This is a genomic window from Flavobacterium defluvii (assembly GCF_900129555.1).
Taxonomy (GTDB): domain Bacteria; phylum Bacteroidota; class Bacteroidia; order Flavobacteriales; family Flavobacteriaceae; genus Flavobacterium; species Flavobacterium defluvii.
Genome location: NZ_FQWC01000009.1, coordinates 1 through 24860, shown reverse-complemented (window position 1 = coordinate 24860; position 24860 = coordinate 1). Strand labels below are relative to the sequence as shown.

Below are 24860 nucleotides of genomic sequence, written 5' to 3'. Positions count from 1 at the left end.
AAATCTGCGAGATCTGCGAGAGAAAAAATCTTACTGCTTTCGCAGCAAACCAAAACTAACTAACCACAAAAACCACAAAACCATGATTCGCCAAACCATCCTTATATCCTGCTGTGTTTTTATGAACACTATTTTGGCGCAGGAAATACCCAAAATTATTACTTCAAAAACCAATTATCTTCCTGATTTTAGTTTTGCAGGATATCATTTCGGCGAAAGCCAAATTCCTGAAATTAATGGAAAAATTATAAATGCTGTTGATTTTGGTGTAAAAGCAAATGACAATTTAGACGATTCAAAAGCTTTATTGAAAGCTTTAAAAGCAGCAAATTCAGTTGACGGAAATGTAATTTTACAATTGCCCGAAGGAAGAATTATTCTGAGTGAAATTCTCTATATCGAAAGAAGCAATTTTGTACTTCGAGGTGCAGGTTCTGGCGAAAACGGAACTGAAATTTACTGCCCAAGACCCATGATGTATCTTAAAGATCCTGAATCTCTGGCAGAACTTCGTGAATATTTGACCACTTTTGATAAAAGACAGAGAGAATCTGAAAACAATATCGATTTGCCTTTCTCACAATATGCGTGGTCCGGCGGTTTTATATGGACGCAGATTCCGGGTGAACGTGTAAAATCTTATTTGGATAAATACGAACCGGAACCTAATGTTTTGGCAAAAGTCAGTTCCGGTAAAATGGGCGAATTTACGATCAATGTTTCTGATGTAAAAAACTTAAAAATCGGTGATATTGTCGAATTACAATTGTTTAATAAAGATGGCGAAAACGGCGAAATCATTAAAGATTTATATCAAGGTGCAAAAGTAAAACCGGGCTCGCATCACTGGCAGTTTCCTAAACTTCCTATTGTGAGACAGCAGGTTAAAATTGTGAAGATTTCAAATTCAAAAATTACTATAAAAACGCCTTTAACTATTTCAATTAAAACAAGTTATCAGGCACAATTGGTCGAATGGAAACATTTAACCGAAGTTGGAATCGAACATTTGCGTTTTACTTTTCCCGATATTCCAAGAGTAGCGCACCACGTTGAACCGGGAAATAATGGCATTTTCTTGACACGTCTCTTTAACAGCTGGGTCAATGATGTCAAAATCACAAATGCCGACAGCGGAATTTTAGGTGAAGAAATCTCAAATGTTACGGTTCAGAATATTGTTACCGATGGTCCGCATTTATCACATTATACGGTAACGCTTGGCGGTGTTCATAATGTTTTGGTCAAGAATCTTAAAATCTACAATAAAGCGGTTCATCCGTTGAGTTTCAATACTTTTTCTACAAAAAACGTGTATCAGGATTGTGAGATTTTTGCCGATGCGCTTTTAGATCAGCATTCGGGAGCCAATCATCAAAATTTGTTTGATAATATAACGGTTCATATTACGCCGGATAAAAACAACAGCTACTTTTTATTTGGCGGCGGCGGTGCTGAGTATTGGAAACCTTCTCACGGGCCTTTCAGTACATTTTGGAATTTAAATGTTCAGGTTGAAAATCCGGATACATCAAAACCGGTTTTGTTATACGGAATGAAAGATGGTGCTTTTGCCAGAATCATTGGCGTACACGGAAATGCAAAATTTGAAATCAAATACGACGTCGATCCTTATATTGAATTTTTAAACACGCCTATAGAAAAAATCCCGTCTTTGTACGATTATCAATTGAACAAACGCTTAAAAAAATAATTTAAACACATAGAACATAGCTTTTAGGAACGTATAAAAGGCGTTTCACTTACATAAATAATCATAGTTTTTACGTAAAGCTATGTGTGAAAAACTAGTTTTTTTTTGATTAGAAAAATCTATGTTTCTATGTGTTTAAGGATTAAGCAACAGCATAAATTAATCTCGCAAAGTCGCTAAAACGCAAAGAAAAAATTTAAAAGGAAACTTAAAAAGAAAACTTTGCGACTCTGCGACTTTGCGAGAAACTCAATTCACAATATAAATCTGTGCGCTATGAAACTTAAAATAGCTCTTTTATTATTTGTCTTTGTTTTTGGAAATCTATTTTCCCAAAATAAATATCGCCTTAAAAATATTTCAACAACCGACGGACTTTCGCAGAGTTCTGTCATTGCCATTCATCAGGATAAGTTTGGGCAAATGTGGTTTGGTACGCGCGACGGACTGAATAAATATGACGGCAGCCGGTTTACTATTTTTAGGAACGATGTCAATGATAAATCTTCCATTAGCAACAATGATATTTTGGCAATTGAAGAAGACAATTCAGGAAAAATCTGGGTGGGAACTTACAATGGATTAAACTGTTACGATCCGGTTTCGAATAAATTTACAAGATATCTGCACACAAAAGCCAATCATACAATTAGCAACAACGCTGTTTGGAGCATTCACGAAATTGACGGTGAAATGTGGTTTGGAACTTCAAAAGGATTAACGATTTACAACAAAAAATCGGGATTATTTACTTCTGTTTTTCATTCAGATGATGATCCTTCTACTCTTCCAAGCAATAATATTCTGAGCATTTTAAAAACCAAAAAAGGCGAAATCTGGATTGGAACTACAAAAGGTTTGTGTCAATTAACGAATAGAAAAAATGGTAAATTTTCGTTTAAAAATTATCCGCTAAATGCCACAGATTTATTAACTGTACAATCGGTTATTGAAGACAAAAGTGGATTTTTATGGGTTGGAACAAAAAATAAAGGACTTTTAAAATTTGATCAAAAACAGAAAGCTTTTGTTTCTTTTTTGGATGCTGAAAAATACCGCGAAATCAATACTGACATAAGATCTTTAGTTATTGATAAACAAGGTTCTTTATGGATTGGCGCTTACGACGGTATTTACATTTTGGGTCAAGATAAAAGTCTTCAGAAAATAAACAATAGCAATAACAACAACGGAATTGACAAAGTAAAATCGATTTTTATGGATCGAAAAGGTTCAATCTGGATTGGCTGTTATTATAAAGGCGTGAATCTTTGGGATGTATCGAATGTGAATTTCTCCAATTACAATCAGAATTCGAAAAAAATTCCGATGAGTTTTGATGTGGTAAGTTCGATTATTGCCGATAAAAATCAGAATATTTATTTTGGAACAGAAGGCGGCGGTATCACGGTTTACAATAAAAACACCGAAACCGTAAGTTATATTAACAGCAAAACCGGTCAGGCGAATAAAAACGACATCAAATCGATGTGTCTTTCTGACGATCATATTTTATGGATTGGGACTTTTTCTAAAGGTATATCGGCTTACAATACGATTTCAAAAAGAATTGAAGACAATCGAATTGCTCCGGATTTGATTTCTCTTTTAAAAGAAAGCGGTGTTTATTCTCTAAAAACGGAAGGTTCTATTTTATGGATTGGAACTTTCGGAAAAGGTTTAATTCGTTACAATACAGGAAATAAAACTTTCCAAATTATTGGAAATGACAATACAAAACCAGTTTTTCTAACCAACAATATTGTCCGAACAATTTTAGTTGACAAACAAAATTATGTTTGGGTAGGAACTCAAAATGGTTTGAACCGAATTCCGCTTAAAAATTTCAATCCACAGAAATATGTCATTCAGCATTTCTTTTACGATCATTCGGCTTTGTCGGGCGATGATATTCTGACTTTGTTTCAGGATTCGCAAAACAAAATCTGGGTAGGAACAAAAGCAAAAGGGCTTCATTATTTTGATGGCAAAAAATTCAATCATATCAATCTTAAAATAGGAAATACAGTTATAACTTCTATTCATTCGATTTTAGAAGATGACGATAAAAACCTGTGGATCAGTACAAATCAGGGAATTATTAAATACAGTACAACTAAAAAAAATATTGTCATTTATGATCAAAAAGACGGATTGGCGAGTAATGAATTCAACGATAATTCGGCTTTAAAATTAGATTCGAATCAGTTTTATTTTGGAAGTCCGTCTGGCGCTACTTATTTTGATGCCACAAAAATTTCCTTAAATCAATACGCTCCGCAGGTTTTAATTACCGATTTGAAAATCAAAAATGAAACCGTACATGCAAACGATGAAGACGGAATTCTGGAAAAAAGCATCGGTTTTACCCAAACTATAACACTGGATTATGATAAGGCTAATTTCTCGATAAACTTTGCGATTCCGAATTACATTCGATCAAAAAATAATCAATACAGTTATCGTTTGATTGGTTTAGAAAATAACTGGACAACAACTAAAAATGCTGAAGCTAATTTTGCTATTCAAAATCCGGGTACTTATGTTTTTGAAGTTCGCGGCGCAAATAACGACGGCGTTTGGAACAAAACTCCGGCAACGCTTACCGTTGTAGTAAATCCGGCTCCATGGCGCAGTATCTGGGCATTTATGCTGTATGGAATTATTATTGGTTTAGGTTTATACGGCTTGATCTGGATTATGAAATCGAAAGCAAGACTGAAACAAAAACTGGAACTGGAATATCTGGAAACGAAACGTATTGAAGAAAACAATAAACTAAAATTAGATTTCTTTACGAATATTTCGCATGAATTCAGAACGCCTTTAACTTTGATTTTAGGGCCCTTACAGCAAATTCTGGCTGATTATAACGGAACCAACGAAATGTACAAAAAGCTTTTGGTGATTGAAGGAAGCGCGAATCATCTTTTGAGTTTAATTAACCGTTTAATGGATTTTAGAAAACTTGAAAATCATCAGGTTGCGCTGGAATCTGCAAACGGAAATATTGTCAAATTTACCAGAGAAATTTATTTATCATTCATCGAATATGCCAAAGACGGCGGTTACGATTATACTTTTGAAACTTCTGATGAAGAAATATCGGTTTATTTTGACCGCTATAAACTGGAGCGTGTATTTTATAATCTGATTTCGAATGCATTTCGCTATACGCCAAAAGGCGGAACGATCAACATTAAAATAAACCACGATCACGAAAACCTTTTTATTGCCGTTGAAGATTCGGGAGTTGGAATTGCGGAAGAACATATCGACAAAATTTTTGATTTGTTTTTTGAAGTTCCAACACACAATCAAGTTCAGAAAAACTATAATAAAGGAACGGGAATTGGACTTTCGATTGTAAAAAATATCGTGAAACTGCACAAAGGTTCGATTGATGTAACGAATAAACCAACGGGCGGAGTTATTTTTAAAGTGACGCTTCCGCTTGGGCGTGAACATCTTTCAGACAACGAAATTATTCCTGATTTTAAAATAAGCGATGATATTGCACAATATGCGGCACAGCTTGAACCTTCGGAAACTATCGAAAATGAAGACATTGAAGATTTAATCGTAAACGAAGAAAAGCAGACTATCTTACTTGTCGAAGACCACAAGGTTCTGAGAAAATTCATGAAAAATCTTCTCAAAAAAGATTATAATATTATTGAAGCCGAAAACGGAAAAATGGCGCTGGAAAAGGCTTTAAAATTTGTTCCGAATTTGATTATCAGCGATGTTATTATGCCCGAAATGGTGGGAACCGAACTTTGTTCTAAAATAAAAGAAAATATCAAAACGAGTCATATTCCGGTTATTTTGCTGACTTCGAGATCATCATTAGTATATAAATTTGAAGGTTTAGAAAGCGGTGCCGATGATTATATCAGTAAACCATTCAATTTAATGGAATTTAAACTTCGTGTAAAAAACCTTTTAAACACAACCGAACGTTTAAAACTCAAATTTTCAAGCGAAGACAGTTTTATTCCGTCTGAAATTACGGTTTCTTCTCTGGATGAGGAATTATTGAAAAAAGCATTTAAAATTGTGGAAGAAAATATTTCAAACGAACAATTTGATATTCCGTTTTTCTGTTCAGAACTGGGTGTCAGCCGTACCATGTTATTTTTGAAAGTAAAAGCGTGGACGAATTTTACACCAAACGAATTCATTCATGAAATACGTTTAAAACGTGCCGCTCAATTATTGGAACAAAACAAATTAAATGTTTCAGAAATTAGTTATAAAGTTGGTTTCAACAATCCAAAATATTTTAGCAAATGCTTTCAAAAAAGATACGGCGAAACTCCGTCTCAATATTCTGATAAATTTTACAAATCTTCGATTGTAATCTAAAAAACCTACTGTTTTCAAGGCTTAAAAAAGGGTATCTGTATTTTTAGATACCCTTTTTTGTATTTCTATATCGTTTTCGGCTTCTACATTTGCCATATGAAAATCAAAAAAACGAGCTTCATCTTACTTCAAATTCTGTTTGTCGTTATCATCATCGGAATGAGTTTATTGCTTTTCTACTTTATCTAACATTAACCTTTAAACCAAAAATGAATGTTTACAGATGAACAAATTAAATCGTTTAGCTGGTATTTACTGGTAACATTTTTACTGGCAAGTATCATGATGAGTGCACAGGAACGAAAAGTTTCCGGAAAGGTAACTTCAAGTGAAGATTTACTGGGGCTTCCTGGTGCCAATGTCTATATCAAGAATTCTTCTGTTGGGGCAACGACGGATATGGATGGAAATTATACTGTTTTTGTTTCAGAAAAAAATGCTGTTTTAGTTTTTAATTTCGTAGGATATCAAACTGTTGAAATTCCGGTTGGAAACAAAACTGCAATCAACGTAAGTTTAAAACCAGATACCAAAACTCTTGACGAAGTGGTAGTTGTGGGTTATGGAACCCGTAAAAAAAGCGACATTACAGGTTCTGTATCTTCTGTAACGGCAAAAGAGTTAACGGCTTATCCGGTTCTTAGTGCAGAGCAGGCTTTACAAGGCCGTGCAGCCGGGGTTTCGGTACAAACGAATAATGGTGGTGAACCGGGAGCTCCTGTAAAAATCAGGGTTCGTGGAGGAACTTCTATTAATGCCAGCGGTGATGCACTTGTTGTGGTTGACGGTTTTGCGGGAGTTTCGATGCCGGCACCTCAGGATATTGCTTCTATTGAAGTTTTAAAAGATGCTTCGGCGACTGCTATTTACGGTTCAAGAGGATCAAACGGGGTTATTATGGTTACTACTAAAAAAGGAAAACCGGGAAAACCAGTAATTGAATTCAGTAACTCTACTTCTGTGCAAACAGTAAATAATAAACTGGATTTATTAGATGCAGATCAGTTTGCGGCGTACAGAAAAAGCTTTACAACGCACACACAAGGTCCTGCAAATACAGACTGGCAAGACTTGATTTATCGTGACGGAATGATTTCGAATACGCAATTATCATTTTCCGGAGGTTCAGATACGGTGAAATATTATGTTTCTGGAACGTATTTTAACCAAAATGGTGTTGTAATTAATTCAGGAATTGACAGATATACGATTGTTGCTAATCTTGAAGCCGATTTATCTCCAAAATTTAAAGTGGGTTTAAACACTTTTACAAGCAAACAAAACAAAGACGGAATTGTGAGCCAAACAGGTGCCGGAGGAACGGGAGCTGCGGGTGTAATTGCATCGGCTTACAGATTTATGCCGGATAAAGGAATCTATAACGAAGACGGAACGTATACAACAACAGCGCCTATTGGTGACGATATTGACAATCCATATGCAACGGCAATGGAAAACATTCTGGAAACGGTTTCAATCATCAACAGAAATAATTTCTTTGCTCAATACAAAATCACAAAAGATTTAGATTTTAAAACGACTTTAGGTTTAACCGATAATAATTCTCAAACAGGAAGATTTATACCTTCCACTTTAATAGCAGGAAAAAATATCAAAGGAGAAGCTTCTGTAAACAACACCAGATTTTCTTCTTTCTTAACAGAGAATTATTTGACTTTTAAACGTGAAATTATCGACAAAGGAGTTTTAACGGTTCTTGGTGGTTATTCATATCAAAAAAACAAAAATGAAAGTTCGTATGCGGCTTCAAGAGGATTTTTAACGAATACAAATTCATACAGAAATCTTGGTGCAGGAACAGTATTTTTAAAACCAGATTCTAATTTATCTGAAACTGAATTGATTTCTGCTTTCGGAAGGCTGAATTTTGATTATGATGATAAATATTTACTAACCTTTACGGCCAGACGAGATGGTTCTTCAAGCTTTAGTAAAAACTACAAATACGGAACTTTTCCTTCTGGAGCAATTGGATGGAATATTGGTAAAGAAAACTTCTTAAAAGACAGCAAAACGATTTCAAATCTTAAATTAAGAGCAAGTTACGGAGCAACCGGAAATCCATCAATTGGTGCTTACTCTACGCTTTCGAGATTTTCTGAAATTTATTATGTAAGCGGTGACGTAATTACAAATGCGGTGCAGTTAACTTCATTAGATAATCCGAACTTAAAATGGGAAACATCTTATCAGCAGGATTATGGTATTGATTTAGGTTTATTTGACAACAGAATCAGCATTACAGCCGATTATTATAAAACGATCACAAAAGATTTATTATTCAACAGACCGCTTCCGGGAGTTTCAGGAATTGCTTCTCAGCTTCAAAACGTTGGAGAATTAGAAAATAAAGGCTGGGAATTGGGAATTAATTCTAAAAACTTTATTGGTCAGGATTTTACATGGAATACAAGTTTCAATATTTCTTCAAACAAAAACAAAGTATTGAAATTAGCTGATAACAAAGATTTATTGATTAACTCGGCTCCGGGTCATTTTTTGGCAACAGAATCACAGATTTTAAGAGTTGGACAGCCGGTTGGTTCTTTCTTTGGATTTATTTATGATGGTGTAATTCAGCAGGGAGAAACTGTTTTGCCAGGAAACTTCGAAACAACTGCGGGTGGCGAAAAATTCAGAGATTATAATGGCGACGGAAAATTAGATTCTCAGGATAAAACAATTATCGGAAATCCGAATCCAGATTTCATCTTTGGTTTAAACAATGATTTTACATACAAAAATCTTGATTTGAATATTTTCTTCCAAGGTTCAGAAGGAGGAGAAATCTTAAACTATACTTTAATGGAATTAGCATCTGGAAACAACAATGCTACTACTGAAGTTTTAGACTCCTGGACACCAACACACACAGATACAAATGTTCCTAAAAATGCGGCCAGAACAAAAAGAGTTACCTCAAGATTTGTTTATGACGGAAGCTACATTCGTTTAAAAAATATCTCTTTAGGATACAGCTTAGATGAAAACATTGTTTCGAAAATGGGATTGAGTAAAGTTCGTTTTTATGTGAGTGCGCAAAACATCTGGACCATTACAAACTATCCGGGAACAGATCCTGAAACAAGCTACTTAAATGACACTAATGCAAGAAGTAACACTTACTTAGGATTAGATTATGGCGGATATCCAAACGTAAGAACGTTTACAATGGGTCTTAATGTAAAATTCTAATCTATTAATCTTTGCTGAGTGTAATATCATTTAACACATAGAAACATAGATTTTATGTATACGAAAGAATATAAAAAGAAACATGTTTCTAACACATAGCTTTCTATGTGTGTTTTGTGAAACACCTTTATTTGAGAATGTTAAACTATGTTTCTATGTGTTTTAAATTAATTACAACCAACAAGCCTAAAAAAAATATTATGAAAAAATATATAGCATTTCTATTCTTAGGAACACTGACCTTTTTTAGCTGTTCTGATTTGGAAGAAAAACCGGTAGGAATCATTCGCCCGGAAAACTTCTTCAACAATACCGATGATTTGCAGGCCGCTGTAAACGGAGCTTTTGCCAACATCGCGCACAATAATTATTGGGGAAGAGAATTTACTATCGCTTTAATGCTTCGCGATGATATGGCGGACATTGGCGACAGAACGACTCAGGCGGCACGTATCGATGTAAATGACATGTCGATGAACGATACAAATGCACTTGTGGCAAACTTCTGGCCGCAGTCGTATGTCATTATTACAGCGGCAAATCAAGCGATTGAAGGTGCTAAAAAGACACCGGGAGATCCTGCAAAAGTAAACGCAATTGTAGCACAGGCATACTTTGCAAGAGCATTTACTTACTATCATTTAGTTCGTCTTTTTGGCGATATTCCATACATTGATTTTGTGGTGAATGATGTTTCTCAGGTAAATTCTATCGGAAAAACAAAAGAAGCCGACGTTTACCTAAAAATCATTGCTGATCTTGAGTTTGCAAAACAATGGCTGGAAGATAAACCAAAAGTAAAAGCCGTTCCCGGAAAAGGAACTGCAGCAGGATATTTAGCTTCTGTTTATTTAACTTTGGGTCAGTATCAAAAAGCGTATGACGAAGCTAAATATGTTATTACAAATGAAACAAAATTTGGTTTAGGTCTTGATGCCGATTTTCAGGATTTGTTCAATGCTACAAAAGCTGCTTCATTAAAAGAACCTTTATTTACAGTAGATTTTAATAACTTAACATCAGGAAATTACGGTCAGGATTATACCGCGTTTTTTACAGGTTCGTTAAAAGATGACAGTTACAGCTACGGGCAGGGATTTTCTGTTGCAGTTCCGTCATTAAAAGTGTTTAATACTTGGGATCAAAGAGATTACAGACGAGCAGTAAGTTTTGATACCATTATCAGAAAGAAAACCGGTCCGGGCGGATCATTGCAGGTTTATCCTTCAAGTGATAACGAAAAAGCACCGCGTCCGCACATTGCAAAGTATTTCCGTTTTCCGGGAAAAGCAGGTGCAAACGGAAGAACTTCTCAGCATAATTATATCACAATGCGTTATGCCGAAGTTTTACTGACTGCAGCTGAAGCCTTAAACGAAATTAATCCGGGAACTACAGAAGCCGATGGTTATGTAAACCGAGTTCGTGCAAGAGCAAGAAATAAAGCAGGAAAGCAGGTTTCTTTTCCGGCAAATGTAACGCCAGGTTTGTCAAAAGCTGATTTCAAAAAAATGGTTATTGACGAAAGAAGATTAGAACTGGCATTTGAATATGTAAGATGGTACGATATCAAAAGATTGAAAAATGGTCCTGAAGTATTTGGTCCGAATGGATTAGAACCACATGCCAATTTTAATCCTGACAAAGATTATTTGTGGCCGCTTCCGGGAACAGAACTGGCAATAAATCCAAATTTAAAACCAAATAATCCTGGTTATTAATTTAAAACAATTATTATTGAACGCGGATTTTACAGATTCGCTTTGCGAAAGCGCAGATTTGAACGGATTTTTTATGTCACTAATAATTTGTCTCTCGCAGATTTGACAGATTAAGCAGATTGAATTAAAAAACATTTTTAATGTGCTGGAAATAGAAAAATCAGCCAAATCTGCCAAATCTGCGAGAGAAAAAAATCCGCTAAAATCCGCGTCTAAAATTTAGTATAGAAACTAAAAATTTGATTAATTAGTAGTATGAATAAAGTTAGTTTCATTTTAATCCTGGGGTTTGCATCGCTGGTAACAGCGTGCAAATCTGGGGTTAATCATCAAACAAAAAGTACAGCATCAAATAATTTACTCGAAGAGCGTTATAAAATGCTGCTCGATTATCCGGTAGATTCGATGTCGATGCCAAGAAGCATGAATATCAAAACCAATGAAATTCGCAAAGTTCCGTCGAGAGACTGGACAAGCGGTTTTTTTGCCGGAAATCTTTGGCATTTATACCAGCTTACAGGCGATTCAAAATACAAAGAACAAGCTCAAAAATGGACGCCTTTCAGCAAAAAGGAAAGTGTCAACAGTAATTCGCATGACGTAGGTTTTAAAGTGTTTTGCAGTTTTGGAGAAGCGCTGAAAGTGGAAAACAAGAAAGAATACGAAGCAGTAATTATTAAAGGCGCCGAAACTTTATGCACAAGGTTTAATCCAAAAGTGGGTTCGATTCGTTCCTGGGATTTCAACAAAGAAATTTGGGATTATCCGGTTATCATCGACAATATGATGAATCTGGAATTGCTTTTTGAAGCATCCAAATTATCCGGAAATCCAAAATATCGCGACATTGCGATTCAGCACGCCAACACAACTTTAAAAAATCAGTTTAGAGAAGACAACTCTTGTTATCACGTAATTGATTATAATCCGAATACGGGCGAAGTTAGAAAGAAAACTACTTTACAAGGTTTTAATGACGATTCAGTTTGGGCACGCGGACAAGGCTGGGCGGTTTACGGATTTACAATGTCATACCGATACACAAAAGATCCTGCCTATTTAAAACAAGCCGAAGCCACAGCAAAGTTTTTTATGACCAATAAAAACCTTCCTGAAGACGGAATTCCGTATTGGGATTTAAAAGATCCGGCCATTCCAAATTCGCCTCGTGATGTTTCTGCCGCAATGGTTATGGCATCAGGTTTATATGAATTGTACACGTATACAAATAATAAAAGTTATCTGGCTTTCGCCGATAAACTAATGGCATCTGTACAAACTGAAAAATATATTTTAGATTCTAAAATTAAGGCTCCTTTCCTATTTGATCACAGTACCGGAAACTGGCCAAAACACGATGAAATTGACGAACCAATAATTTACGCCGACTATTATTTTCTGGAAGCATTATTAAGAAAGAAGTAACAAAGGTACTAAGCTGCTAAGGTGCTGAGGGACTAAGATTTTTAGCCTCAGAATCTTAGAACCTCAGAATCTTAGAACCTCAGAACCTAAAAAAAACTATGAATAAACCAAATAAAACTTTTTCAATTTTTGCGCTTTTTGTTTTTTTTCAGATTTGTCTGAGCAGCTCTTTTGCTCAGACAAAGATGAATATTAATGACAATTGGTTATATCTTGAAAACCATACATCAAACCTAAATGAAGCACAAAAAGCCACGAACTGGACTTCATTAAATTTACCTCATACCTGGAATGCCGAAGATGCAACAGATTTATATCCGGGTTATCGTCGCGATGCAAGCTGGTATCAAAAGAAATTGAATATTTCGAATATTGATAAAAACCGTGTCTATTCTTTATACTTTGAAGGGTCAAATATTACCACAAAAGTGTACGTAAACGGAAAAGAAGCCGGCGGACACATTGGCGGTTATATTGGCTTTTCTATAGACATTACCAATTTTATTAAAGAAGGAAACAACGATATTTTTGTTCGTGTTGACAATAGTTACGATATCGAAATTATTCCGTCTCAAAAAAGTGATTTCTTTATTTATGGCGGAATCACGCGCGATGTTTGGTTAGTTTCAAAATACAAAAACCATATTGATAATTTGAAGATTACAACGCCGGAAGTTTCGGCAAAAAAAGCTTCGGTACAAATTGTTTCTTCTTTTGTGAATCCTGACAATTTTAAAGATTTATCGTTAACCGTAATACTCAAAAATCCGAAAGGGAAAAAAGTAATGAGTAAAACTATTTCTGTTTCAGATAAAACTTCGACAATAACATTCGAAAACATCAAAAACCCGGAACTTTGGGATACCGAAAAACCGAATTTATATTCTTTAACAGCTGTTTTATCAGAAAAAAATCAAATCAGAGACAGCGTTTCTGAAAAAGTAGGTTTTAGATGGTTTGAGTTTAAAGATCACGGTCCTTTTTATTTAAATGGAAAAAGATTATTGATTCGCGGAACACACCGTCATGAAGAACAAGCCGGGGTTGGCGCAGCGATGAGCAATGCACAACATTGGGCCGATATGAAATCGATAAAAGATATGGGCGCTAATTTTGTTCGTTTGGCACATTATCCTCAAGATCCTGAAATCTATAAAGCCTGTGATGAACTTGGCCTTTTGGTTTGGGATGAATTGCCGTGGTGCCGCGGCGGAATTGGCGATGAACTTTGGCAGACGAATACTAAAAATATGCTGGTAGAAATCATCAATCAAAATTGCAATCATCCGAGTATTATAATTTGGTCGCTTGGAAACGAAATGAACTGGCTTCCGGATTTTCCTAACGGAGATAATACCGAAAAAACCAATGTCTTTTTAACGGAATTAAATGACATGGCGCATAAACTGGATCCAACCCGAAAAACCGCAATCAGGAAATATTATGAAGGTTCGCATATTGTAGATGTCTTCTCTCCCTCTATCTGGTCTGGCTGGTATTCCGGAAGTTACAAAAGTTACCAAAAAGCAATTGACGTTTACAAAAAAGAATACAAACATTTCATTCATGCCGAATATGGCGGCGATAGTCACGTTGGGCGTCACAGCGAAAATCCGGTAACAGGTGAAAATGTTATAAAAGCCGAGGGCTGGGAAGAGGCTATTGTACAGACTAAAGTTGCGAATATTGCCCAAATTGGTGATTGGAGCGAAAATTATATCGTTGATTTATTTGACTGGCATTTGCATATATCCGAGAATGACCCGGAGTTTGTGGGAAATGTTCAATGGGCATTTAAGGATTTTGCAACGCCGTTACGTCCTGAAGACGATATTCCGTACATGAACCAAAAAGGTTTGGTTGACCGAAACGGAAATCCGAAAGATGCATATTACGTTTTTAAAAGTTATTGGGCAAAAGCACCTTTTGCTTACATCGAATCGCACACTTGGACAGAACGCCAGGGACCAGAAAATTTGCCAAGAACAATAAACGTTTTCAGTAATTGTGAGCGAGTTACACTATTTCACGACGGAAAATCACTTGGAGAAAAACAAAGAAATCTTTCGCTATATCCTGCAAACGGATTAACTTGGGATGTTAACTTTAAAAAAGGAGATAATACGCTGATTGCCATTGGTAAAACTAAAGATGGAAAAACGGTTTCAGATACTATAAAGGTAAATTATCGTTTCACAAAAAATGATACGGCTTCGTCTTTGCAATTATCTTCAGAAAAACTGAAAAATGGCAATTATCTGGTTACGGCAATTGCAATTGACAATAATAATTTACGTTGTCTGGATTATGAGGAAAGCGTTTATTTTCAATGTTTAAAAGGCGGAAAAACAATGAAAAACCAAGGAACACCAACGGGAAGTGAATCGATAAAAATGGCAAACGGAAAAGCGTCGATAGAAGTTATTCCTGATGGTTCGGGAAATCCGATTGAAATGACAGCTTTGAATCAGAGTTTTAAAGGAGAATATTTGAAAATTGAACCTTAACATTTAACTGCAAAGGTCGCAAAGGAAAACGCAAAGAACGCAAAACTTTGCGAACCTTGCGTAAACCATAGCGCTGTTTGCGGTTATAAAACATATTTGCATATTACACAAAAACAACTAATAAGAATGAAAAAAATCCTAACATTACTACTACTAACCACATTTTATGCCGGACAATCACAAGGTTTAATTTCCAATGTTCCAAATAGAAATACCACATCTTTAAACGGAGTTTGGAATTATATTATTGATCCTTATCAAACAGGTTTTTACAGCTTTCACCTTGATCAATATGACAAAAGTGAAAAACCTGCAAAAGGGGCCTTTTTCACAAATTACCATGCTCAAAACAAACAAGAATTAGTTGAATATGATTTTGATAAATCGCCTGCAATCAACATACCTGGTGATTGGAATTCGCAGGTAACAGAACTGAAATATTATGAAGGAAATGTTTGGTTTAAAAAGTCTTTTGATTACAATTTAGCGGCTAATAAACGTCTGTTTTTATATTTAGGTGCTATCAATTATAAAGCTGATGTTTATTTGAATGGAAAAAAACTTGGCACACATGAAGGCGGTTTTACTCCTTTTAATTACGAAGTGACTTCAATCGTAAGACCTACTGGAAATTATTTAGTAATTAAAGTTGACAATACACGTCATAAAGAAGATGTTCCAACCGTAAACACCGATTGGTGGAATTATGGCGGAATCACGCGCAATGTAACTTTAATTGAAGAAGAATCATCATTTGTGGAAGATTACATTATCCAGCTGAAAAAAGGCAATGCCAATGTTATTTCTGGTTTTATTAAAATCAATAATTTAGAGGCTTCAAAAAATAATATTTCGATTTCTATTCCTGAATTAAAAATCAATTTTAAAGGAAAAGCGGATAACAGCGGAATTTTAAATTTCGAAATTCCAACTAAAAAAATCTCATACTGGTCGCCAGAAAATCCGAAATTGTATAATGTTACTGTTGATTTCAACGGAAAAAAATTAAACGATCAGATTGGTTTTAGAACTATTGAAACCAAAGAAGATCAAATCCTACTGAACGGAAAACCAGTCTTTTTGCGAGGAATTTCAATTCACGAAGAAAATGGAAAAGGCGGGCGTGCAAATTCTGTAGAAGATGCTTTACGTTTATTAAACTGGGCGAAAGAATTAGGATGTAATTATGTACGTCTGGCACATTATCCGCATAACGAAAACATGGTTAGAGAAGCTGATAAATTGGGTTTAATGGTTTGGGAAGAAATCCCAGTTTACTGGACAGTAGAATTTAAAAATGAAAACACCTATAAAAATGCCGAAGATCAATTAACTGCTTCTATTACAAGAGATAAAAATAGAGCGAGTATTATTATTTGGTCAATGGCAAATGAAACTCCAATTTCAGATGCTAGAAATACGTTCATTAAAAATTTAGCATCACACACCAGATCATTAGACAATACAAGATTAATCAGCGCTGCTTTATTAACCAAAAAAGAAACTATTGATGATCCTATTGGTGAAGTTTTAGATGTCGTGGCTTTTAATCAATATTTGGGCTGGTACGGCGGAAATTTGGAAGATGCTGAGAAAATAACATGGAAATCTAAATACAATAAACCTATTGTTGTTTCTGAATTTGGAGGCGATGCAAAAGCTGGTTTTCACGGAGAAAAAAACGAACGCTGGACAGAGGAATATCAAGAATATTTATACATTCAGAATTTAAAAATGATTGAAAAGATTCCACATCTAAGCGGAACAAGTCCTTGGATTTTAGTCGATTTTAGATCTCCAAAAAGACTGCTTCCGGGAATTCAGGACGGTTACAATCGTAAAGGCCTAATTTCAAATGATGGCGAAAAGAAAAAAGCGTTTTATATTATGCAGGATTGGTATGCTAAAAAGAAAAAGGAATATCAGAATTAATTCGTCATTACCAATTCATTAACAAAAAACTGACTGCAATTTATATGATTTTTCTTCATTATTAATTTACTTTGTAGTTATTCTAAAAAATTGTAAACCTATGAAAAAATTATGTTTATTGGCAGTTACTTTATTTGCTGCCTTTACAGTTAAAGCGCAGGAAGTAGTGAAATTTGCTCCGCTTGATGCAAGTCCGGTTGATATTTCTTATTTCCCAAACAAAGCTGTTAAATTCAAAAAAGGTGATAATCCAAATCCGGTTATCAAAGTTATTTACTCTAGACCTTCTGTAAAAGGAAGAACTATTTTTGGTGATTTAACTAAGTTTGGTGAAGTTTGGAGAGTTGGTGCTAATGAAAATACAGAAATCAAATTTTACAAAGCTGTAACAATTGATGGTAAAAACATTCCGGCAGGAACTTACAGCTTATTTGCTATTCCTGAAAAAGACAAATGGACAATCATCATCAACAAAGAACTGGATTTATGGGGAGCATATCCTTATGATGAAAGCAAAGATGTTGTGAGAGTTTCTGTTCCTGTAAAACCGGTTTCTACTGTAATCGAGGCTTTATCTATTGCTTTTACAGCTCAGGGAAATGTTGCTAATCTTGTTATCGGATGGGATAAAACAACTGTTGAATTGCCAATTACGGTTAAATAATTTAACTTTTGCAGATATAAAAAAAGAGTCATTTTTCAATGACTCTTTTTTTATGAGATAATTTTTTATTTAATATTTTCTCTGCATTTGCAAGTACAATCCTAATGTAAACATAGCCCGTGGTTTCAACCACGGGGACACAATCAAGACACAATCAAAATACAATCCGTTTCCTGTGGTTGAAACCAAGGCCATATTTGAAAATTAGCAGCACAAAAAAAGAGTCATTTTTCAATGACTCTTTTTTTGTTTTAAACCTTAACGGTTTCTATAATCTTATCCAGTGTAATTGGTAAATCTCTAACACGTTTTCCTGTTGCGTTAAAAACAGCATTTGCAATTGCAGGCGCCATTCCGACCAAAGCCGTTTCGCCAAGACCTTTAGTTCCCATTGGGTTGCTGATTGGGTCTTTTTTATTTACGAAGAAAACTTCCTGTTTTTCAATATCGGCATTTACGGGAACATGATAATCGGCGAAATTATTGTTGATTGGACGACCAAAACGATGATCGATTTCTAAAGCTTCCATCAATCCCATTCCTATTCCTCCTACTGCGCCGCCGTACATTTGTCCGGCAGACGTTTTTTGGTTAATAACCGTTCCAATATCAGCACAGGAAACCACGTGCGCCAATCGTATTTTACCCAAATTCGGATTTACTAATACTTTTACAAAATGTACTGAAAACGAATAAATAGAATATTTCTTAGCTTCTTCTGCTCCTTTTGATAAATTTTCAACTTCTAATCCTTCTAACTTATTTTCAGCAAGTAAAGAAGTCAAAGCAATAGATTTAGAATTGTCATTTTTAGCAGCAATCAAACCATTTGCAAAAGTCAAATCAGTAATAGCAATTCCTTTAAAAGTCGGATTTTGCGTAGCCAGTTCCAAAGCTTTACTAACTAGTAAATTACAAGAATCATGCACCGCAGAACCAACAGATGAAGTCGTTGCCGAACCTCCTTGAGTCGGGCCTTTTGGCAGACCGCTTTTTCCCATTTCAATAATAACATTTTCAACAGGTAAACCGGTAATTTCAGCACCAATTGCTGTCATCATAGTGGCCGTTCCCGGTCCCATATCGTTAACGCTGCATTGCAGAACCAGATTTCCGTCTGGTAAAAATTTTGCTTTTACAGAAGTTGGACTTCTATAACAGCCGAAAGTTCCGGTTCCCATTCCGTAACCCACAAGCCAGTTACCTTCTTTTACAGAACCCGGTTCATTTTTACGGTTTTTCCAGCCAATGCGTTCCATTCCGCCTTCGTAGCATTCAAGAAGATATTTACTGCTCCATGGTTTATTTTGTTCCAAATCTTTTTCGGCATAATTGAGCTTACGAAATTCAATTGGATCTAAGTTTAATTTATAGGCCATTTCGTCCATTGCACATTCTAATGCAAAAGAACCTGTTGCTTCTCCCGGACCGCGCATCCAGATTGGCGTGCAAGTATCTAAAGGTATAATTCTGTAACGCGTTGAAACATTTTCGCAATCATAAATAAATCGCGACATGTTTACCGTTCCTTCCATGAAATCTTCATAACTCGACGTCATTGCAACCGCTTCGTGCGTTAAACCAGTAAGTTTTCCTGCTTTAGTTGCACCCAAACCCATTTTTTGAATTGTATAAGGTCTGAATCCCACATTGGTAAACATCTGTTCGCGATGCAAAACTAATTTTACCGGACGGTTTAATTTTTTCGCACCAATTAAAGCGGCAATTTCATACGGCCAGGTGTGTAATCCCATTCCAAATGCACCTCCAAGATATTCAGAATGCACTTCTACATCTTCTGCCTGAATTCCAAAAACTCCGGCTACACTTTTTCTCGTTCCTTCAACACCTTGACTTTTAGTGTACAAAATAGGCTTATTGCCCTCCCATTTTGCAATAATATTGGCCAATTCCATCGGGTTATGAACTTCAGTTGGAATCGTATATTCAGCTTCTAAAATTACTTCTGCATTTTTATAGCCATCCTGAATACCTCTGTGATAATCATTTCCTTTATCGGTATCGACTTTTTTCTCTTTATCAGCCGCTTTTTTAAGTTCTGTCGAATGTTCTTCTTTAAAATAATCGGCTTTAATTAAACTTGCTGCATATTGCATACGTTCAAAAGTATCCGCAATAACCAACGCAATTGGCTGATCGTAATACAAAACCGAATCATCTTTGAAAATCTGCAGCGGCTGGCCAAAATTATGTTTGTCTTTTGCTTTTTGATAACCAACAGGTTTATCGACATTCAAATGCGTAATAACAGCCAGAACTCCCGGCGCCCATTCTGCTTTTTTAGTATCAATGGTTTTAATTCTTCCTTTGGCAATCGTGCTTCCAACCAAGCACGCATACACAACTCCAGGCGTTTTATATTCGGCAGAATAAGTTGCTGATCCTGTTACTTTAGCAAATCCGTCAACTCTATTAATATTACTTGTCTTGCTCATAATTCTAATTATTTTGATGCTGCTATTGTAAGTGCTTCCGTTATGGCATTTGGTGCTAAGGTCAATTTAAAATCATTGTCTCCGTAACTTTTTGCTCCTTTCATTGCTAAATTCGCTGCTTGTTTAAAAATTTCTTCTGAAACCGTTTTTCCTTTCAGAAATTCTTCTGCTTCGGTTAATCTCCAAGGTTTATGTGCCACACCGCCCATGGCAAGTCTGACATTATTAATTACATTATTTTTAAGATCTAAAGCCACAGCAACAGATACCAGTGCAAACGCATAACTCGTTCTGTCACGCACTTTTAGATAATGTACATTTTTAGTAAAATTATTATCCGGAATTTCTACCGAAGTAATCAATTCTTTGTTTTCTAAAGTAGTGTCTTTTTCAGGCGTATTTCCCGGCAGGCGATGAAAATCTGTGAATTTAATTTGTCGTTTTCCTTTTGGTCCTTCAACTAAAACATTAGCATCTAAAGCCGCCAAAGCCACGCACATATCACTAGGATGAACAGCAATACAGCTTTCTGAAGCACCAAAAATAGCGTGCATTCTGTTAGCGCCTCCAATCGCACCGCAGCCGCTTTTCGGATTTCTTTTATTGCACGGCATATCAGTATTGTAGTAATATGAGCAGCGTGTTTTTTGAAACATGTTTCCACCAACCGTTGCCATATGTCTGATTTGTTGAGATGCTCCGGCCGCTAAAGCCAAAGCCAGCAAAGGGTGTTTTTCTTTTATCGATGAATCCTCAGCTACCTGACTGTTTTTTGCCAAAGCGCCAATCGAAACTTTTCCTTTTAGAAATTCTATTTTCTTTAAGTCTAATCCGTTGATGTCGATTAATTTATCTGGAGCTGTAACATTCTTTTTCATTAAATCAACCAGATTTGTTCCGCCCGCAATAAACATTGCCGAACTTTCTTTGCTGATATTAGTTACCGCCGAGCCTGATGATAAAGCTCTAATTATCTGGAAATTTTTCATAGCTCTTTCCCTCCTTCCTTCACTTCGGTTATGGCGTCAACGATATTGTGGTACGCTCCACACCTGCAGATATTGCCGCTCATATATTCTCTAATTTCTTCTCTGCTATTGGCATGACCTTCTTTAATACAAGCGATTCCAGACATGATTTGTCCGGGTGTGCAATAACCGCACTGAAAACCGTCATGCTTGATAAAAGCTTCCTGCATTGGGTGCAGTTTTTTTCCTTTTGAAAGTCCTTCGATTGTGGTAACCTGAGCGTTTTGCTGCATAGTAGCCAAAGTCAGGCAAGACAAAATTCGGGTACCGTTTACGTGAACTGTACATGCACCACATTGACCATGATCACAGCCTTTTTTGGTTCCGGTAAGCTGTAATTGTTCTCTTAAAAGGTCAAGTAAAGTTGTTCTTGGCTCAATATTAAGATTGTGCATTTTGCCGTTTACTTCGATAGAAAGCGGCACTGTCTCTAAATATTCAGCAATTTTCTCATCCCATTTATTCTCTGAAGCCATTACCAGCGAAGGCGGCGTAAAGGCGAGAGCGGTCAAAAGTCCTGATTTTTTTATAAAGTCACGGCGGGAATTTGAGTCATTCTCCGTTACTTTATTCTGATCTGTTTTTTTAGAAGCCATTCTATCTATCTTTAAATTAGCAAAATTTCTTAGGTATTCTAACAAATTTAACAATCTTAATCCACAAAAAGTTATGAAATTCAAACATTAGGCTTATTTAGAATAATTACAATTTCGGTGTGGATTTTAACGCAAAGAACGCTAAGGTTTTTATCTCAGTTTGCGGTAAATGAAGGCAAAGTTCGCAAAGTTGAATTTGATATTTGGGGTGTTTTTTAACGCAAAGTTCGCAAAGGTTTTTTGTCTCATATTGTGTTAAGCGAAGGCAAAGTTCGCAAAGCTGGAATTGATAAAGCTTTGCGAACTTTACAATTATCTAGATAATTAACTTTAAAAAAACTTTGCGCTCTTTGCGTAAAAACCTTTGCGTGCTTTGCGGTTAAAAAAAATATCAATTTATGTTTTACTTTGAAAAATTGTATTTTTACGGGATTAAGTTTTTACTATGCCAAATCAGCAACCTATTTACCTTGACAATAATGCTGCAACCCGTGTTGACGAGCGTGTTCTGGAAGCCATGCTGCCCTATTTTACAGATTTCTACGCCAATTCTACAAGTCAGCATATTGCAGGATTAAGCGTAAATGAAGCGGTTGAAAATGCGGCCTGGCAGACTGCTGATTTGATTAATGCTGATGCGGAAGAAATTATTTTTACATCGGGTGCAACCGAATCGATAAATCTGGCGATTAAAGGTTTAGCAGATCAGGAACGAAAACATATCATTACGATACAAACTGAGCATAAAGCGGTTCTTGAAACTTGTCGTTTTATGGAAAGTATCGGATTCGAAATCAGCTATTTACCAGTTGATAAAGACGGTCTTTTAGATGTTAATCTTTTAAATGAAACAATTACTGCTAAAACACTGGTTTTCATCGGAATGCTTTCTAATAACGAAACGGGTGTCATACAAAATGTCAGCAAAATTTCTACCATTTTAAAAAGCAAGAATGTGCTGTTTATGTGTGATGCTACTCAGGCTGTTGGAAAAATTCCCATTGATGTAAAAACTTTTGGAATTGATCTTTTGGCTTTGTCTGCACATAAATTTTATGGTCCAAAAGGAGTTGGCGCTTTGTATATTTCGGCGAAAGCCAGATTAAAATTACTTCCTCAAATTACCGGCGGCGGCCAACAGCGAAAATTACGAAGCGGAACTCTTAACGTTCCCGGAATTATCGGTTTAGGTAAAGCTGCAGAAATAGCTGTAAATCAACTAAAAGAAGATAAAAACAGAATTGAAAAATTACGTAACAAACTAGAAATCGGTTTATTACAATTTAAAGGTTCTTTTGTAAACGGAAATATTCAAAACCGAATTTATAATACTTCCAATATTTGTTTTCCGGGTGTAAATTCAGAAAAGTTAATTATGGCTCTGGGAAATATTTCGGTTTCAAATGGTTCTTCTTGCTCGGCTGTTACTTCTGAGCCTTCGCATGTTTTAAAAGCGATGGGATTATCTGATGAAGATGCTTTGAGTTCAATTCGTTTTAGTCTGGGACGATTTACTACAGAAGAAGAAATTGATATAGTTATTGAACGGGTTTTGGCTCTTGCAGAAGAATTGAAAGTCTAGTTTTTTTAATCTCGCAAAGTCGCAAAGTTTTTTATTAGTTGCCTCCAGTTTTAACTGGAGGAGGCAATAGATTAAGGTTTAAAAGGCTTTAGCCAAACTTCGACTAATTTGGCTAAAGCCTTTCTATTCTTACTTAGAACCTCCTGCTAAAGCTGGAGGGAATTAAAATTTAACCTTAAAAACTTTACGTCTTTGCGACTTTGCGATATTAAAACATGGCAAATTATTCAGAAATTAATTTCTCATAATCTTCTGCGGTATCTATATCAATATTGCCTTTTTCGAAAGGAACCGAAACAACATCATCCCAATATTTTTTAATGATTTTCTTTGCTCCTTCCTGTCCTTTTAATTCCAATAATTCATTAAAATATTTTTTATGAAATAAAACCGGAGTTCCTAAAGTTTCGGAATAAGCCGAAGCTGCAATTCCTTTTTCGGTTTTATGAGATTCCTGGATTAAATTTTCAAAAACTAAACTTGTAACAAAAGGCTGATCGCAGACTGCAAAAATACATTCTTCACTATCTGGATTTAAAAGCAGTAATTCATTTAATCCTTTTACAATTGAAGACGACATTCCGTTTTCCCACTCAGCATTAAAACATAAAGTTATTTCAGCCGAATTAAGCTCTTTTTCAATTATTACTTTATTTGCTCCTGTTACGACTAAAACAAATGAATTTGGGACTTTTAAAGCTTCTGAAACTGTATTTTTTAAAAGCGTTGATTCTTTGTATTCCAACAATTGTTTTGGGCGTCCTAATCTCGAAGAATTTCCCGCGGCCAAAATCACGATTCCGGTTTTATGTAGAAATTTATCTTCCATATTGGATTTCGTCGTGTATTTTTCCGGTTTTATATTTAAGAGAGGTTCCCGTTCTTCCAGTCGAAAAAGCTTTAATTTCTGATACAATTGATAATGCTATTTCTTCTGAAGTTTCGGCACCAATATCTAAACCTATCGGACTATAAATTCTGTCTAACTGTTCTTCGCTTATATTAATTCCTTCATTTTGAAGATCGTCGAGCATTCGGTTTAATTTTGTTTTAGGACCGAGAATTCCAATGTATTGGCAATTGGTTTCTAAAAGTAATTTTAAAACGGCTAAATCGTATTTGTAATTGTGTGTCATTAAAACGAAATAGGTTTGATCGTCGATTTTAATATCTTCTAAAAAATCCTCAGCTTTTACTGTTTTTAGGTAATCTGCTTTGGGGAAACGTTTTTCCGTTGCATGTGTCGCGCGGCCATCGCCAATAGTAATTTTCCATCCTAAAATAGAAGCCATTTTTACCAAAGGCTGAACATCATTTCCGGCTCCGGCAATGACAAGCGAAATTGGCGGATTGATATATTCTATCAAAGCTTCGTTGTCGTTCTCGTTTTGAAGTTTTTTTACAACTGATGTTTTAGTTTCTAATACTTCTTTTACATCCGAAATTAAATTTAAAACTTCGTTGCTGTGATTTAAAACCGGACTGTCTTTTCTAAAAAATAAAGTGGTTCCAATTTGCAAAGCGTTCCTTTTTAAAGAAAAAACAGTAACAATTACTGCTTCTCCTATGTTTGTATAATATAATCTAAGTGAAGAAGGGCGAGAGCAGATTTTGCTTTAAATAGCCTTATGGTATATTCAAGAAAAGAGAC

14 protein-coding genes are annotated in these 24860 nt (G+C 35.5%); 9 read left to right on the top strand and 5 right to left on the bottom strand.

From position 1 onward, the window contains the following. Positions 1–82: 82 nt before the first annotated feature. From BUC29_RS17515 to BUC29_RS17480, 8 genes are all read left to right on the top strand, one after another. A complete protein-coding gene (locus BUC29_RS17515; RefSeq protein ID WP_073417477.1) occupies positions 83–1714 on the top strand; it encodes a DUF4955 domain-containing protein in 1632 nt (543 codons plus the stop codon). Positions 1715–1990: 276 nt separating this feature from the next. Continuing rightward, positions 1991–6082 carry a hybrid sensor histidine kinase/response regulator transcription factor gene (locus BUC29_RS17510; protein WP_073417476.1) on the top strand — a complete coding sequence of 1364 codons (4092 nt, stop codon included), beginning with the start codon at positions 1991–1993 and terminating at the stop codon, positions 6080–6082. A 213-nt stretch (positions 6083–6295) separates the two neighbouring features. Next, on the top strand, positions 6296–9298 hold the full coding sequence (locus BUC29_RS17505; RefSeq protein ID WP_073417475.1) for a SusC/RagA family TonB-linked outer membrane protein: 3003 nt from the start codon (positions 6296–6298) through the stop codon (positions 9296–9298). 200 nt (positions 9299–9498) lie between these two features. Then, positions 9499–11019, top strand: a complete 1521-nt coding sequence (locus BUC29_RS17500; protein ID WP_073417639.1) for a RagB/SusD family nutrient uptake outer membrane protein — start codon at positions 9499–9501, stop codon at positions 11017–11019. A 255-nt stretch (positions 11020–11274) separates the two neighbouring features. After that, positions 11275–12444: a glycoside hydrolase family 88 protein gene (locus BUC29_RS17495; RefSeq protein ID WP_073417474.1), complete on the top strand. Its 1170-nt coding sequence runs from the start codon at positions 11275–11277 to the stop codon at positions 12442–12444. Between the two features lie 98 nt (positions 12445–12542). Beyond that, a complete protein-coding gene (locus tag BUC29_RS17490; RefSeq protein WP_073417473.1) occupies positions 12543–14951 on the top strand; it encodes a glycoside hydrolase family 2 protein in 2409 nt (802 codons plus the stop codon). A gap of 126 nt (positions 14952–15077) precedes the next feature. Next, positions 15078–16883: a glycoside hydrolase family 2 protein gene (locus tag BUC29_RS17485; RefSeq protein ID WP_073417472.1), complete on the top strand. Its 1806-nt coding sequence runs from the start codon at positions 15078–15080 to the stop codon at positions 16881–16883. Positions 16884–16983: 100 nt separating this feature from the next. Beyond that, the gene (locus tag BUC29_RS17480) at positions 16984–17547 is read left to right on the top strand and encodes a DUF2911 domain-containing protein (RefSeq protein ID WP_073417471.1); all 564 of its coding nucleotides are present in this window, start codon (positions 16984–16986) and stop codon (positions 17545–17547) included. 251 nt (positions 17548–17798) lie between these two features. Here BUC29_RS17480 and BUC29_RS17475 read toward each other — a convergent pair whose 3' ends face one another. From BUC29_RS17475 to BUC29_RS17465, 3 genes are read right to left on the bottom strand one after another with little or no spacing between them, the layout of a single operon-like run. Beyond that, positions 17799–20003, bottom strand: a complete 2205-nt coding sequence (locus tag BUC29_RS17475; protein ID WP_073417470.1) for a xanthine dehydrogenase family protein molybdopterin-binding subunit — start codon at positions 20001–20003, stop codon at positions 17799–17801. An 8-nt stretch (positions 20004–20011) separates the two neighbouring features. Further along, on the bottom strand, positions 20012–20992 hold the full coding sequence (locus tag BUC29_RS17470) for an FAD binding domain-containing protein (RefSeq protein ID WP_073417469.1): 981 nt from the start codon (positions 20990–20992) through the stop codon (positions 20012–20014). Beyond that, positions 20989–21627, bottom strand: a complete 639-nt coding sequence (locus BUC29_RS17465) for a (2Fe-2S)-binding protein (protein ID WP_073417468.1) — start codon at positions 21625–21627, stop codon at positions 20989–20991. Before BUC29_RS17465 ends, BUC29_RS17470 begins: the two co-directional genes overlap by 4 nt. A gap of 445 nt (positions 21628–22072) precedes the next feature. Between BUC29_RS17465 and BUC29_RS17460 the strand changes: the two genes are divergently transcribed. Continuing rightward, a complete protein-coding gene (locus tag BUC29_RS17460) occupies positions 22073–23209 on the top strand; it encodes a cysteine desulfurase family protein (protein WP_073417467.1) in 1137 nt (378 codons plus the stop codon). Between the two features lie 223 nt (positions 23210–23432). Here BUC29_RS17460 and BUC29_RS17455 read toward each other — a convergent pair whose 3' ends face one another. Together BUC29_RS17455 and BUC29_RS17450 are read right to left on the bottom strand one after the other, a co-directional pair. Continuing rightward, the gene (locus BUC29_RS17455) at positions 23433–24038 is read right to left on the bottom strand and encodes a nucleotidyltransferase family protein (RefSeq protein WP_073417466.1); all 606 of its coding nucleotides are present in this window, start codon (positions 24036–24038) and stop codon (positions 23433–23435) included. Next, complete coding sequence (locus BUC29_RS17450) at positions 24028–24729, bottom strand: XdhC family protein (RefSeq protein WP_244160842.1); 702 nt, start codon at positions 24727–24729, stop codon at positions 24028–24030. Before BUC29_RS17450 ends, BUC29_RS17455 begins: the two co-directional genes overlap by 11 nt. Between the last annotated feature and the right edge of the window lie 131 nt (positions 24730–24860).